The sequence below is a fragment of the Bacterioplanoides pacificum genome, from assembly GCF_042648445.1.
GTDB lineage: Bacteria > Pseudomonadota > Gammaproteobacteria > Pseudomonadales > Oceanobacteraceae > Bacterioplanoides > Bacterioplanoides pacificum.
In genome coordinates, this window is the sequence record NZ_JBHRYB010000001.1 from 227,075 (window position 1) to 239,877 (window position 12,803).

General features: G+C 54.0%; 13 protein-coding genes. 3 read left to right on the plus strand and 10 right to left on the minus strand.

What is annotated here, in order from left to right; all coding sequences use genetic code 11:
- Positions 1-27: 27 nt before the first annotated feature.
- The 9 genes from nusB to putA all read right to left on the minus strand — a co-directional run bounded on the left by nusB (position 28) and on the right by putA (position 9,829).
- Positions 28-504 (minus strand): transcription antitermination factor NusB, encoded by a 477-nt coding sequence (gene nusB, locus ACFOMG_RS01130; RefSeq protein ID WP_376864261.1) that lies wholly within the window; start codon positions 502-504, stop codon positions 28-30.
- 5 nt (positions 505-509) lie between these two features.
- Entirely contained in the window at positions 510-983 is a 474-nt protein-coding gene (gene ribH, locus ACFOMG_RS01135; RefSeq protein WP_376864262.1) for a 6,7-dimethyl-8-ribityllumazine synthase, read from the minus strand.
- Positions 984-1,030: 47 nt separating this feature from the next.
- Positions 1,031-2,146, minus strand: coding sequence for a bifunctional 3,4-dihydroxy-2-butanone-4-phosphate synthase/GTP cyclohydrolase II (gene ribBA / locus ACFOMG_RS01140; RefSeq protein WP_376864263.1), 1,116 nt, complete (start codon positions 2,144-2,146; stop codon positions 1,031-1,033).
- Positions 2,147-2,155: 9 nt separating this feature from the next.
- Complete coding sequence (locus ACFOMG_RS01145) at positions 2,156-2,836, minus strand: riboflavin synthase (protein ID WP_376864264.1); 681 nt, start codon at positions 2,834-2,836, stop codon at positions 2,156-2,158.
- A complete protein-coding gene (ribD, locus tag ACFOMG_RS01150) occupies positions 2,837-3,970 on the minus strand; it encodes a bifunctional diaminohydroxyphosphoribosylaminopyrimidine deaminase/5-amino-6-(5-phosphoribosylamino)uracil reductase RibD (RefSeq protein ID WP_376864265.1) in 1,134 nt (377 codons plus the stop codon).
- The gene (gene nrdR, locus ACFOMG_RS01155) at positions 3,967-4,440 is read right to left on the minus strand and encodes a transcriptional regulator NrdR (protein WP_376864266.1); all 474 of its coding nucleotides are present in this window, start codon (positions 4,438-4,440) and stop codon (positions 3,967-3,969) included. The genes ribD and nrdR overlap by 4 nt, the downstream gene beginning before the upstream one ends.
- A 103-nt stretch (positions 4,441-4,543) precedes the next feature.
- The gene (locus ACFOMG_RS01160) at positions 4,544-4,876 is read right to left on the minus strand and encodes a hypothetical protein (protein WP_376864267.1); all 333 of its coding nucleotides are present in this window, start codon (positions 4,874-4,876) and stop codon (positions 4,544-4,546) included.
- 193 nt (positions 4,877-5,069) lie between these two features.
- Positions 5,070-6,539 (minus strand): sodium/proline symporter PutP, encoded by a 1,470-nt coding sequence (gene putP, locus ACFOMG_RS01165; RefSeq protein WP_376864268.1) that lies wholly within the window; start codon positions 6,537-6,539, stop codon positions 5,070-5,072.
- Positions 6,540-6,649: 110 nt separating this feature from the next.
- Positions 6,650-9,829 (minus strand): bifunctional proline dehydrogenase/L-glutamate gamma-semialdehyde dehydrogenase PutA, encoded by a 3,180-nt coding sequence (gene putA / locus ACFOMG_RS01170; protein WP_376864269.1) that lies wholly within the window; start codon positions 9,827-9,829, stop codon positions 6,650-6,652.
- A gap of 91 nt (positions 9,830-9,920) precedes the next feature.
- Between putA and ACFOMG_RS01175 the strand changes: the two genes are divergently transcribed.
- Positions 9,921-10,151: a hypothetical protein gene (locus ACFOMG_RS01175; protein ID WP_376864270.1), complete on the plus strand. Its 231-nt coding sequence runs from the start codon at positions 9,921-9,923 to the stop codon at positions 10,149-10,151.
- On the opposite strand, the gene ACFOMG_RS01180 is transcribed toward ACFOMG_RS01175, so the two are convergent.
- Positions 10,114-10,890 (minus strand): helix-turn-helix domain-containing protein, encoded by a 777-nt coding sequence (locus tag ACFOMG_RS01180; protein ID WP_376864271.1) that lies wholly within the window; start codon positions 10,888-10,890, stop codon positions 10,114-10,116. The genes ACFOMG_RS01175 and ACFOMG_RS01180 overlap by 38 nt on opposite strands.
- Before the next feature lie 181 nt (positions 10,891-11,071).
- Between ACFOMG_RS01180 and ACFOMG_RS01185 the strand changes: the two genes are divergently transcribed.
- Entirely contained in the window at positions 11,072-12,124 is a 1,053-nt protein-coding gene (locus ACFOMG_RS01185; protein ID WP_376864272.1) for a hypothetical protein, read from the plus strand.
- Between the two features lie 29 nt (positions 12,125-12,153).
- Positions 12,154-12,780 (plus strand): hypothetical protein, encoded by a 627-nt coding sequence (locus ACFOMG_RS01190; protein WP_376864273.1) that lies wholly within the window; start codon positions 12,154-12,156, stop codon positions 12,778-12,780.
- Positions 12,781-12,803: the final 23 nt, after the last annotated feature.

Below are 12,803 nucleotides of genomic sequence, written 5' to 3' on the forward strand. Positions count from 1 at the left end.
AGCGGGTCCGGACCGGGGCTGCGATGATTATTTTCTCGGGCCGCGGATTTCAACCATGCGGTCGCGCTGGGCCAGTTTATCGAGAATACCGTTAACGTACTTATGGCCGTCGGTGGCACCAAAGGTTTTTGCCAGTTCAACGGACTCATTAATCACAACTTTGTATGGTACGTCGAGACGATGCACCATTTCGTAAGCACCAAGGCGAAGAATCGCCAGCTCAACAGGGGTTAACTCGTCGAGGCGCCGATCCAGCAGCTTTTCAATTTTGGCGTCCAGCTCGGATTTTTCGCGTGGCACTCCATGCAGGATATCGTGGAAATATTCCAGATCCACTTTGCTCATATCGTTATCGGTACGGAATTCGGCTTCAATAGCGGCCAAATTAGCACCAGCCAGTTGCCATTGGTAAATGGCCTGAACGGCAAACCGTCGCGCTTTACGACGAGCGGCCGGGCTGGATTTTTTGCCACCCTGCTGAGGGTTACCGGGAGTGCGTGACATCGGGCTTACGCCTCCAGAGCTTGAATCAGATTAACCATTTCAAAAGCAGACATCGCTGCTTCTTCGCCTTTGTTGCCGGCTTTGGTACCTGAACGCTCGATGGCCTGTTCGATGGAATCAACCGTCAGTACACCAAACGCAACCGGAATACCGGACTGCAGAGAAATCTGCCCCAGACCTTTGGTGCATTCTGCTGATACGTATTCAAAGTGTGGCGTACCGCCACGGATAACCGCACCCAGAGCAATAATCGCGTCGTACTTACCGCTGTCAGCAACTTTTTTGGTAGCCAGTGGAATTTCCATCGCTCCCGGTACCCGGATAACGGTGATGTTTTCTGGTTCTACGCCGTGGCGGGTTAAGGAATCAACCGCACCTTCCAGCAGGCTTTCAACCACAAAGGCATTCCAGCGGCCAACAACAATGGCGTATTTACCGTCGTTTGGCGTTAAATCGCCTTCGATAATATGTAAGCTCATAGTTTTTCTCTCGTATAAAAGTTCAGGTTTTTAAACGCTTGTCTGTGTTATTCGCCGTAGGGCAAATATTCTTCAATTTCCAGGTCAAAACCCGACAAACCGCTGTAACGGGTTTCGCTGCTTAACAGACGCATTTTTTTAATTCCCAGCTCACGCAGAATCTGTGAGCCGGTACCAATGGTTAAAAATGCACCTGAGCTGTCGGTGTTCGGGCTGCGTGGTGGCCGTACCCGGCCAAAATGCTGATCCAGACTGTCGCAGATATCTTCTCCCTGACCGGCGGATAACAGCACCAGCACGCCGTTGCCTTCTTCAGCAATGCGCGCCATCGCTTTGGTGGATGACCAGCTTTCAGAACCCTGTTGCCGTACACCTAACACATCACGCAGCGCGCTGGTGTTTTGTACCCGTACCAGGGTGGCCTGTTCTTCGCGGATGTCACCCATGGTCAGTGCCAGATGAGTTTCGTTCTGGATATTATCGCGGAAGGTGTGCAGCTGAAATTCACCGAACTCTGTGTGTACCGCTTCTTTGCTGGTCAGCTCCACGGTTTTTTCATTGGCGATGCGGTAATGAATCAGGTCGGCGATGGTACCGATTTTAATGCCGTGTTTTTCGGCAAAAATTTCCAGATCCGGACGGCGTGCCATGGTGCCATCCGCATTCATCACTTCAACGATGGCGGCCGACGGAATCAGACCAGCCAGACGTGATAAATCACAACCGGCTTCGGTGTGGCCGGCGCGACTTAACACACCACCCGGACGGGCGCGCAGCGGGAAGATATGACCAGGCTGAACGATATCGTCCGGTTTGCTGTTCGGGTCGACGGCAACACGGATGGTTTGCGCCCGGTCGGCAGCCGAGATACCCGTGGTCACACCTTCTGCGGCTTCAATGGATACCGTAAACGGAGTGGAGAATTTAGCACCGTTACCACTGACCATTGCCGGCAGGCCGAGGAAGTCACAGCGCTCACCGGTTAATGTCAGGCAGATCAGGCCACGTGCTTCGGTGGCCATAAAGTTAATGATCTCAGGGGTGACTTTTTCCGCAGCAACAATAATGTCGCCTTCGTTTTCACGGTCTTCGTCATCCATCAGGATAACCATTTTACCGTCGCGGATATCTTCAATAATGTCTTCGATCTTATTCAGGGGCATGGTGCTCACCTATTTCCAGAAACCGTTTTTCGCCAGGAAAGCCTGGTCGATGCTACTTGCTGTAGCCTGTGTTTTGCCACTGTGGTCAGCGTGGGATTGCCCGCCGTGCAGCAGCTGCTCTAAATAGCGTGCGATAATATCAACTTCCAGGTGGACTTTCTGGCCAACCTGAGCGGAATGCAGTGTTGTTTCGGCCGCGGTGTGCGGCACGATATTCAGTTCAAAACCTTCGCTGGTCAGGGCGTTGGCCGTCAGGCTGACACCATCGACCGTGATCGAGCCTTTTGCCGCAATGTACTTTTGCAGAGAGGCCGGCGGCGCAATTACAAACCGCACCGAACGGGCGTCGGCCTGACGTTGCTTAATGGTGCCGAGGCCATCGACATGGCCGGTGACAATATGGCCTCCCATGCGGGTGGTAGGCAACATGGCTTTTTCCAGATTGACCCGGGTGCCTTTGCTCCAGCTGCCGATCTGAGTATGGGCCAGGGACTCACGCGATACATCGGCGACAAAACCGTCGCCGGGCAGTTCAACGACGGTCAGACACACGCCGTTGGTAGCAATGCTGTCGCCTAAGCGTACGTCACTCAGGTCGAGCGCCGCGGTATGAATACGCAGGCGGATATCACCTTGCTGGTTGTCTACGGAAGTCACACTTCCGACGGCTTCAATAATTCCGGTAAACATTCAGGCCTCTTTCGCCGCAGTCGGGTTGTGCTCAGGCGTCAGGGTCAGGCGCAGGTCGTTGCCGACCATCCGCACGTCCTGCCATTGCCAGCGCAGCTGTTGCTGCATCTGACTGAAATTCAGTTGCAGCAGCGGCCGCGCATCGCTGCCCAGCAGCGTCGGTGCGCAATACAACACCAGTTCGTTCAGTTGTTGCTGTGCGGCAAATGCTCCTGCCAGCCGGGCGCCACTTTCGACCAGTACTTCATTATGGCCCTGCTCCGCCAGATAGCGTAACAGCGCGGTCAGATCGACCTGGCCACTGTTGCTGGCCGGTGCCTGCCAATAGCGCAGTGCGCCACTGTTGGCTGGTCGTTGGGGGGGCTGTTCGGGTTCCTTCAGGGTGGCAACCAGAATATCGCCGGCCTGTTGCAGCAGCTTGGCCGTTGCCGGTAAACGGTTGCGGCTGTCGATCACCACCCGCAGCGGCTGGCGCCATAAGTGTGATGGTTGTTCGATACCGGTTTCAGCCGGACGTACTGTCATTGATGGATCGTCGATTAATACCGAATCAACACCGGTAATGATCACACAGCTGCGCGCGCGTAAACGCTGAACATCACGGCGCGCCTGAGGACCGGTGATCCACTGACTTTCACCACTGGCCATGGCGGTACGGCCATCCAGGCTGTGGGCCAGTTTGGCGCGGACATAGGGCAGACCAGTGCGCATACGTTGCATAAAACCAACATTAATGGCTTCCGCTTCGTCTGTCAGGCAGGCTTCAGTCACGTCGATACCGGCATCACGCAACATCTGGTAACCCCGGCCAGCAACCAGCGGGTTCGGGTCGCGGATGGCGCCTACTACCCGGGTGATACCGGCGTCGATTAAGCCCTGGGCACAAGGCGGGGTGCGGCCAAAATGAGAGCAGGGTTCGAGGGTGACATAAGCGGTTGCGCCGCGAGCCCGGTCGCCGGCTGCGCGTAAGGCATTCACCTCCGCATGGCCTTCACCGGCTTTCTGGTGCCAGCCTTCGCCAACAATGGTGCCGTTGTTGACCAGCACACAGCCCACTCTGGGGTTCGGGCTGGTGGAATACAGGCCGCGGCGTGCCAGCTGCAGTGCGCGGCTCATATAACCGGCATCGGTCATTCGCCATCTCCCTGCTGAGAGGAGTTGGCCATACGTTCAATTTCGGCCTGAAACTCCGACACATCCTGAAAACTGCGGTAAACCGAGGCGAAGCGTACGTAAGCCACCTGATCAAGCTGGTTCAGTTCAGTCATCACACATTCACCCAGAATGCGGCTGTCGATTTCGCGTTCGCCTTTGGTGCGTAATACGTGTTTGATGCGGGAGATAGCGGATTCAACATCCTCGACGCTGACCGGGCGTTTTTCCAGTGCGCGCTGGATGCCGGAGCGGAGTTTGTCTTCGTTAAAGGGTTCCCGTGTACCGTCTTGTTTAACGATACGGGGCATCAGTAATTCTGCGCTTTCGAACGTGGTAAACCGTTCGCCACAACTGATGCATTCGCGACGGCGCCGGGTTTGTTCGCCGTCTGCTATCAGGCGTGAATCAATCACTTTGGTATCGGGGTGAGAGCAAAACGGACAACGCATAACTGATAAAGAGCTGTTTAAACATCCCGGCCCGACATGGGCATGGGCAAAAGTTGCGCGATTTTACTGTATTTAACCCTTGTTAGCCAGCGATTCGCGGCTTTCAGGCCGGTTCCGGCAGAAAGTGCTGATTGAGAATATCGGCCAGCGCCGGGGTCGCCTGGCAATACTGATCGATGTTGCCCCAGTCGCGGAAGCTGCTGAGACAAAAACCACCACGGATATCATTGAAATAGATACAGCGGCGACCGAAGACAGCCACCACCCAGAAGCCACAACCTTCATCGCCCCAGGGGTGTTGTTGCCATAGCTCTGGCTGTTCCAGGCGCACTTGTTGCCAGATCCGGCGGCCATCGTCATCCATCTTCTGCTGCGCCTGTTGCAATAACAGCAGCAGGGAAGATTCCCGTATCGGTGTCCATTGTGGTGTTGTCATCGATATCCGAACCTGTGCAGGGCGTTAAAACCACGTCATTGTGTGACAGCGGTATGACAGCCTGATGACAACGGCTGATGCTGTACGGAGAACGGATAAAAAAACAGGCCTGCCGTAAAACGGCAGACCTGTTCGAGGTGTGACTGCTGACTGACGTTATGGCCCTGGCAGAGGTAGGCCATAACGCCGGGTATTAACCGTTAACGTCGTTAAAGGTTTGCAGCAGTTCTTCTTCGGGCTCAGCCGTCGCCAGACTGACCCCAACAATCGCGATGGTCGCGAAAATAAAGCCGGGTACAATTTCGTACAGGTCAAACAGTTCGAACATATCACCGCTCAGCTGTTTCCAGACCACCACAGTGATACCACCAACCAGAATACCGGCCAGACAGCCATAGCGGTTCATGCGTGACCAGAACAGTGACAGAATCACAGCCGGACCAAAGGCGGCACCAAAGCCTGCCCAGGCATAAGACACCAGGCCCAGTACTGAACTGTCCGGATTAAGCGCCAGTGCCCAGGCGATTACCGCAATACCGGCAACGGCAAAACGGCCAATTTTCACCAGCAGCGCGTCGTCGGCTTCTTTGTTGAACAGTTCTTTGTAGATGTCTTCGGTCAGTGCGGAAGACGATACCAGCAGCTGAGAATCCGCGGTGGACATAATTGCTGCCAGAATAGCAGCCAGCAGGATACCGGCGACCAGTGGGTGGAACAGGGCCTGTACCAGATCCATAAACACGGTTTCGGAATCGGCCAGTGGTGTGTCGAAATAACCAATACCGGCAACACCCACCAGGAACGCACCCACCAGACCAATCAGAGTCCAGCTGACGGCGATACGGCGGGCCTGGGGAATATCTGCGCGGCTTTTGATGGCTTTAAAACGTGCCAGGATATGAGGCTGACCAAAATAACCCAGACCCCAGGCCGCCAGTGACACAATACCCATCCAGCCTAAGGTGCTGCCGTCGGCTTTGGAAAAGGCATCCAGTAATTCCGGATTTTTTGCCAGCAGCAGTTCGTTCGGACCGGAACCAACGGCGCTGAAGGCGGCAATCGGTACAATGACCAGTGCAGCAGCCATTAACAGGCCCTGTACCAGGTCGGTCCAGGAAACGGCCAGAAAGCCGCCGAAGAAGGTATAAGACACGACCGCAATGGTGCCAATGGTAACGGCCATGGTGTAATCCAGGCCGAAGACGGTTTCGAATAATTTACCGCCTGCTACCAGGCCAGAGCTGGTATAGAACAGGAAGAACAGCAGGATAAAGACGGCGGAAATCGAACGGATCAGGACTTTATCGTTAAAGCGGTTGCTGAAGTATTGCGGCAGCGTCAGGCTGTTGCCGGCCGCTTCGGAATAGTCGCGCAGACGAGGTGCGACAACCAGCCAGTTGAGGTAAGTACCCAACAGCAGGCCACCACCCAGCCAGGAGGCTTCCCAGCCCGCGGCGTAGGCATAACCCGGCATACCGAGTAACAGCCAGCCGGACATGTCGGAAGCACCGGCGGATAATGCCGATGGCCAGGCACCGAGTGAGCGGCCACCCAGAATATAGTCAGAAAGGTCGTTGGTTTTACGGTATGCCCAGACACCAATCCAGAGCATGGCTCCGAGATAGGCGATAAAGGTAATCAGCGTCGATACATTGATACTCATGCTGCGCTCCTGAAATTGTCGTTTTTATTGGGTCGTTTCTTATAGTAGTAGAGCCGGTTACCCGGCTCATATTGGTTGGCGCCATGCTGACGCCGGATTGCAACGGAAGGTCAGTCTTCCGAATTCAGTGACAGCAGGGTGGCGTTACCACCAACCGCTGTGGTGTTAATAGTGCGCACCCGTTCTGTCGCGAAACGCTTGAGGTAGTTCGGGCCACCGGCTTTCGGGCCGGTACCAGACAAACCACGTCCGCCAAATGGCTGAACACCGACCACCGCACCGATCTGGTTGCGGTTAATGTAGCAGTTACCGACCCGAACGCGACTTTCGATATAGGCGGCGGTCGCTTCGTTACGGCTGTGAATCCCCAGAGTCAGGCCATAACCCGTGCCATTGATGGCGCTGATCAGGTTGTCCAGTTCGTTCGCTTTGTAACGTAAAACGTGTAATACCGGGCCGAATTGTTCGCGGCCCAGATCGGCAATATCCGAGATTTCGATAGCAACCGGGGCGACAAACTGACCATGAGCACAGCTGTCCGGCAGTTTGGCTTCGGCTAATACGCGGCCAGCTGCACGCCAGCGTTCGATGTGATTAACCAGCCCACTGCGTGCCCGTTCATCAATCACCGGGCCACAATCACAGCTGTATTGTTGCGGATCACCCATTTCCACCCGTTGCAGTGCGCCGTCGATCAGTTCAATGATGCGGTCGGCGATGTCGTCCTGCACACACAGTACCCGCAGAGCGGAACAACGCTGACCGGCAGACGCAAACGCAGAGTCCATGACATCGGCAACCACCTGTTCCGGCAGAGCGGTGGAGTCAACGATCATGGCATTCTGACCACCGGTTTCGGCGATAAAGGTAGCCAGTGCACCTTCGCGGGCAGCCAGAGTACGGTTGATATGTTGTGCCGTCTCGGTGGAGCCGGTGAAGGCAATGCCGGTAATCCGGCTATCCGGAACCAGTGCATTACCAATCGTGGCACCGGCGCCACACAGCAGCTGAACGACGTTGCCCGGTACACCTGCCTGGTGCAGCAGTTGTACGGCACGGCCGGCAATCAGCGAGGTCGATTCAGCCGGCTTGGCCAATACCGTATTACCGGCAACCAGAGCGGCCACCACCTGACCGATAAAGATCGCCAGCGGGAAGTTCCACGGGCTGATACACAGGAAGACGCCACGGCCTTCGTAATAATGTTCGTTACTTTCACCCGTTGGCCCAGGCAGCCGGGTTGGCAGTTGCATGTTGTCGCGCGCCTGCTGGGCGTAATAGCGGCAGAAGTCTACGGCTTCACGGATTTCGTCGATGCTGTCCTGCAGGGTTTTACCGGCTTCGCGGGCACACAGGGCCATCAGCTCGTCGGTGTGTTGTTCCATCAGCTCGGCCATGCGCTCAAGGCAAGCCGCCCGTTCAACAATCGGGGTACGGTTCCAGTCAAACCAGGCGGCATCGGCGATATCCAGTGCCTGAGTGGCCTGTTCAGCGGTTGCCCAGGTGACTTCACCCACGGTCTGACGCTGGTCGTAAGGGCTGAGCACCGGATGGACATCGCCACCGGCTACGGCTTTGCCGCCAATCAGGGGTTGTTGTTGCCATTGAGTGTCGTCAAAGGCACGGATGCTGCTGAGCAGGGGGGTGCGTTCGAAAGCCACGGCTAAGTTGTATCCTTGAGAGTTTTGCCGGTCGCTGAACAGTTCTGCAGAACGCGGAATTTTCGGGTTGCGGAATACTGCATGGCGGCTGGCCATCGCCACCGGAGATTGTACCAGCTCGGATACCGGGGTATCGGCATCCACCAGGCGGTGCACAAATGAAGAGTTGGCACCGTTTTCCAGCAGCCGGCGTACCAGATAAGGCAGCAGATCTTTATGCGCACCCACCGGGGCGTAGATACGGACATCGATCCGCTCTTCGCTCAGCAGGCGGTCGTACAACGCGTCGCCCATGCCGTGTAAGCGCTGGAATTCGAAGGCCCGGCCCGGATTCAGCTGCGCCAGTTCGGCAACGCTGGCCACGGTGTGGGCATTGTGGGTGGCGAACTGTGGATAAATATTGCCACGGGTTTGATCCGACAACAGATAACGGGCACACACCAGATAAGAAACATCGGAGTTTTCTTTGCGGGTAAAGACCGGGTAATCGGCCAGACCCAGCTGCTGCGCGTGTTTGATCTCGCTGTCCCAGTAGGCGCCTTTCACCAGCCGAATCGGAATTTCGTCACCCTGTTCTGCTGCCAGAGCGTTGAGGAATCCGAGTACCGCGGTGGCGCGTTTGGAATAGGCCTGAACCACCAGACCAAACTTGTCCCAGCCGCGGGCTGCCGGGCTCTGGTAAACCTGCTTAAACAGGCGCAGTGACAGTTCCAGACGGTCGGCTTCTTCGGCATCGATGGTCAGTGCGATATCGTGCTGGCGGGCTTCTTCCACCAGGCTGATCACCCGGGCACCCAGTTCTGCCATCACCTGATGCTGGTGGGATTCTTCGTAACGTGGGTGCAGAGCGGATAATTTGATCGAAATGCTGGGCGCCGGTTTGTCATCGCGCCACTGGGATTTGCTGTTGGCCAGCGTCCGTAACGCATCGCGGTAAGCGATAAAATAGCGTTCGGCATCGGCGTCGGTAAACGCCGCTTCACCCAGCATATCGAAGGAATAGGTATATCCTTTGGCACGGTAGTTTTTACTGTTTTTGATCGCTTCATCAATGCTGCGACCTAATACAAACTGCTTGCCCATGATTTTCATCGCCTGGTTCATGGCGGCACGGATCACAGGTTCGCCGGCGCGCTGAATCAGGCCCGACAATAAATTGCCCGGTGAGGTTTCACGGTTGGAAATACCGGTCACTTTACCGGTTAACATCAGACCCCAGGTTGAGGCGTTAACCAACAGGGAATCGGAACGACCCATGTGTTCGTCCCAGGCGGCAGCGGATAATTTATCGCGGATTAAAGCGTCGGCGGTTTCGGCATCCGGCACCCGCATCAGCGCTTCGGCCAGACACATCAGGATGACGCCTTCTTCATTATCCAGGCTGTATTCCTGCAGCAGTTTATCCACCGCGTGGGCAACGTCGCCTTCGGCACGAATGGCTTCAACCATCTGACGCGCGCGCATTTCGCTTTTATGGCGATGATCGGCATCGGGTTCGGCCAGGGTGACCAGTTGGGCCAGATAAGCATCTTCATCAACGGCGTATTGTTGTTCAATCGCCTGATACCAGTCCTCAGGACTGAGCTTTGCCTCGTCTGAGAACAGCACGGCTACATCAAAATCGCTCATCGCGCGCTCCTGTTTTTGTTGTTTGGGTGGCTTTTACCACCGTGAAGTTTCGGATAATGAGATAAAGGTACGCGTTCGGCAGGGTCAAAACTTGTGGAAAAATCCGGGGCTTTTGTCAAAAACTCCGGCATTTGGCAAAAATAACCCGACCTTTACGACCTTGGTCGCAAATACCACTTCTGTTGATAAAAGACGGCTTTATTTACCGGGGCGCTGCCTGATTGTTATTGATGGATTAAAAATTAGTGTTGTTGATACTGTTGTTATTATTGGGCGACGGGTATTTACGACTGTTGCCGCAACTGGCCGGGTGACATATTAAAGCGGGCTTTAATGGCGTGATTCAGCGCACTCTGATTAGCGAAGCCGGTTTCAGCGGCGACAGCACCAATGGTCATCGAAGAGTTCTGCAGCAGCCAGGCGGCCTGTTGTACCCGTTGCTGTAAAATGTACTGGTACGGCGTCATCCCGGTTAACTGGCGAAAACGCAAATGAAACTGACTGCTGCTCATATGGCAGGCGTTGGCCAGCTCCTCAACGCTGAGCTTCTCCGTCAGCCGGTTGGCAATCAGCTGATCGAGCAGGGCCAGATCAATCCGCCCGGCGGCACTCTGTTGCGGGTCCTGGTAGGGGGCTACCCGGTGGAACAGGCTGTGTAATAACAAACCACTGACGTGCTGTTGCAGCTGTACATCGTGTGGCCGCTGACTCAGCTCATGCGCCAGGCTACGCACCAGCGTGATCAGGTTATCGTCGAGATCGATAAAGCGTGGCTGGGCAAACAGCTGATCGAATAAACCGGCGTCGATCAGATGATTGGAACCATCATGGCTGCTGACGTCGATGATCACCACCGCGTTGTCACTGTCACCATGAAACGAGTGTTCGCAGTTGCCCGGTAACAGGCAGCCGTGCCCCGGGCCAAAACGCTGTTGCTGGCGCGGCGGCAGTTCAAACCAGACCTCACCGTGCAGGCCAAGCACCACCTGATGATGGTGATGATGATGGCGATGCGGCTGTGCATCTAACGACTGTACCCGGCTGGCACCGATGGTCCACATGTGAAATCCCGAAGTTACTGTCCTTTAACACTAAGGCTTGTTGCGTCTTTTTGCCATTCGGGAAACTACGCAGGTTGTATATATCTGAATGATAATGCCGTTACCTTGACCGAGTGCTGTGCGGCCATTAAAGTGCCTGCCATCCGACACTTCTGCTTTCAAGGACGATAGAGCTGTTGTTATGGCCGAACTTATTTCCCCCGCGATGCTGGCATGGCGTCATTTACCCCAATTAGAAGATCCCTTCTTTGTGCGCTCACAGGTTGAGGCAGCCGCCAACCATCACCAGGCTGGTGTTCAGAGTTACAATCGTCACTCGGTATCTAACTTCAGTGACTGGTTAAGGCAGAGCGGTGTCAGCACGGAAGAACTCTCGCAATATGTGTTACGCAGCCTGGAACAGGGCGAGGCATTTTATGTTCATACTATTAACGAGAAACCGATCCGCCCCTTAGTGTTCTGGCAAGAGAGTGAGGAGACTCAGGCGTCAGACAGCTTTTATGGTTACAACGGTCACTGGCAGGTGTATAGCTATGTTAAACCGGCGATCCGCAATAAACTGCAGTTTCTGCTGCAGACTCTGCGTCCACCTAAACCCGTTGTGGTGCGTAAAGCAGCTCCATCGGCGGTTCAGAAGAATCCGGCAGCACAGCCGAAGGTAAAAGAAAGACATCAGTTCGTTGTCAACATCGAAGCAGCCAAAGGTTGTGAGCTACCCGCAGAAGTGCCTGTGACTCTGGTGGTGCTGAACACCAATAAAGAACGGGTTCCTGTTAAACAGATCAACGACTTAATCTGGAATAGCGAAAGCCGGGTATTCCGGGCTGAGCAGGGTGACAGTTTTGAAGCTTTTGTTATCCGCGAGCGGCAGAAAGACGTTCGTAAAGACCTGAACGATAATAAAAACCTTAAAGCGTCGGTTGCTGCCGATCTGATTGCTCCTTTAAGTATCAGTAATACCTATACCCGTAATGATGACGTGATTGTGCATGAAGTTACCTATGAAGTGCCTAATCATTATCTGGAGATAGAACTGGTTGATGAGGATGATATTCCAGAGGCCTTTGCCCGTTATCAGGTGTTTGATCTGAATGACGAGCTGTATGCCGAAGGGGAGCTGGATGATCAGGGACGGGCCAGAGTAGAAGGGATTGATGAGCTGGAGGCGCAGGTTTTCTTTCCCGGGTTTGATGGGGCCGGTGTAATGACAGAGCAGGAGGCTCAGCAAGCATGAAAACGCATACAGTCCGGCAGGGAGAATGCATGATGACGATTGCTCGTCAGTATGGTTTTTCCGATTGGCGGATAATATATGATACACCAGAAAATGAATCTTTCAGGAAACTGAGGACTAACCCCCATTGTTTATTACCGGGTGATAAAGTTCATATTCCTGATAAAGACAAGTACCGTAAAACGGCGCAAACGAATAAAAAACATAAATACGTTCTTAAAAACCGTAAAAACTATCTTTCTGTCAGGTTAGTTGATCGTAAATTGAATCCGCTCGCTGATATCCCATATAACATTTCTTTTTTTGATGATGGAAATAAGGATGCGATCACTACGGAAGAAAACCAGACAACGGATAGCGATGGTTTTATACAAAAAAAAATACCTGCTAAAACAACAAAAGCCGTCGTAAGCTATTTTCCATATAAGAATCAACCGTCTTTAGTGCGGTATCTGACGTTGAAATTGTCGGAGCTTGACCCTGTTGATGAAGAGAGCGGAAAGCGGGAAAGAATGAGGCAGTTAGGATTTCCGGTTGAGAGAACTGTTGCATCCGATATGAATCGGTACTCAGGGCAAATCAACAATATTAGTGAAAGATTTTCATTGGCAGGCAGTAAAGACGTCGAAGATTTTCTGGAAAATCCAAATTTATAACTGTCATATATAGTATTAAAGGA

Coding starts and splice junctions, on each gene's coding strand:
- ribD (WP_376864265.1), bottom strand. CDS start 3,970: ATGACCGATGCCGGTTATATGAGCCGCGCACTGCAGCTGGCACGCCGC.
- nusB (WP_376864261.1), bottom strand. CDS start 504: ATGTCACGCACTCCCGGTAACCCTCAGCAGGGTGGCAAAAAATCCAGC.
- putP (WP_376864268.1), bottom strand. CDS start 6,539: ATGAGTATCAATGTATCGACGCTGATTACCTTTATCGCCTATCTCGGA.
- ribBA (WP_376864263.1), bottom strand. CDS start 2,146: ATGCCCCTGAATAAGATCGAAGACATTATTGAAGATATCCGCGACGGT.
- ACFOMG_RS01180 (WP_376864271.1), bottom strand. CDS start 10,890: ATGTGGACCATCGGTGCCAGCCGGGTACAGTCGTTAGATGCACAGCCG.
- ACFOMG_RS01185 (WP_376864272.1), top strand. CDS start 11,072: ATGGCCGAACTTATTTCCCCCGCGATGCTGGCATGGCGTCATTTACCC.
- ACFOMG_RS01160 (WP_376864267.1), bottom strand. CDS start 4,876: ATGACAACACCACAATGGACACCGATACGGGAATCTTCCCTGCTGCTG.
- ACFOMG_RS01145 (WP_376864264.1), bottom strand. CDS start 2,836: ATGTTTACCGGAATTATTGAAGCCGTCGGAAGTGTGACTTCCGTAGAC.
- putA (WP_376864269.1), bottom strand. CDS start 9,829: ATGAGCGATTTTGATGTAGCCGTGCTGTTCTCAGACGAGGCAAAGCTC.
- ribH (WP_376864262.1), bottom strand. CDS start 983: ATGAGCTTACATATTATCGAAGGCGATTTAACGCCAAACGACGGTAAA.
- ACFOMG_RS01190 (WP_376864273.1), top strand. CDS start 12,154: ATGATGACGATTGCTCGTCAGTATGGTTTTTCCGATTGGCGGATAATA.
- nrdR (WP_376864266.1), bottom strand. CDS start 4,440: ATGCGTTGTCCGTTTTGCTCTCACCCCGATACCAAAGTGATTGATTCA.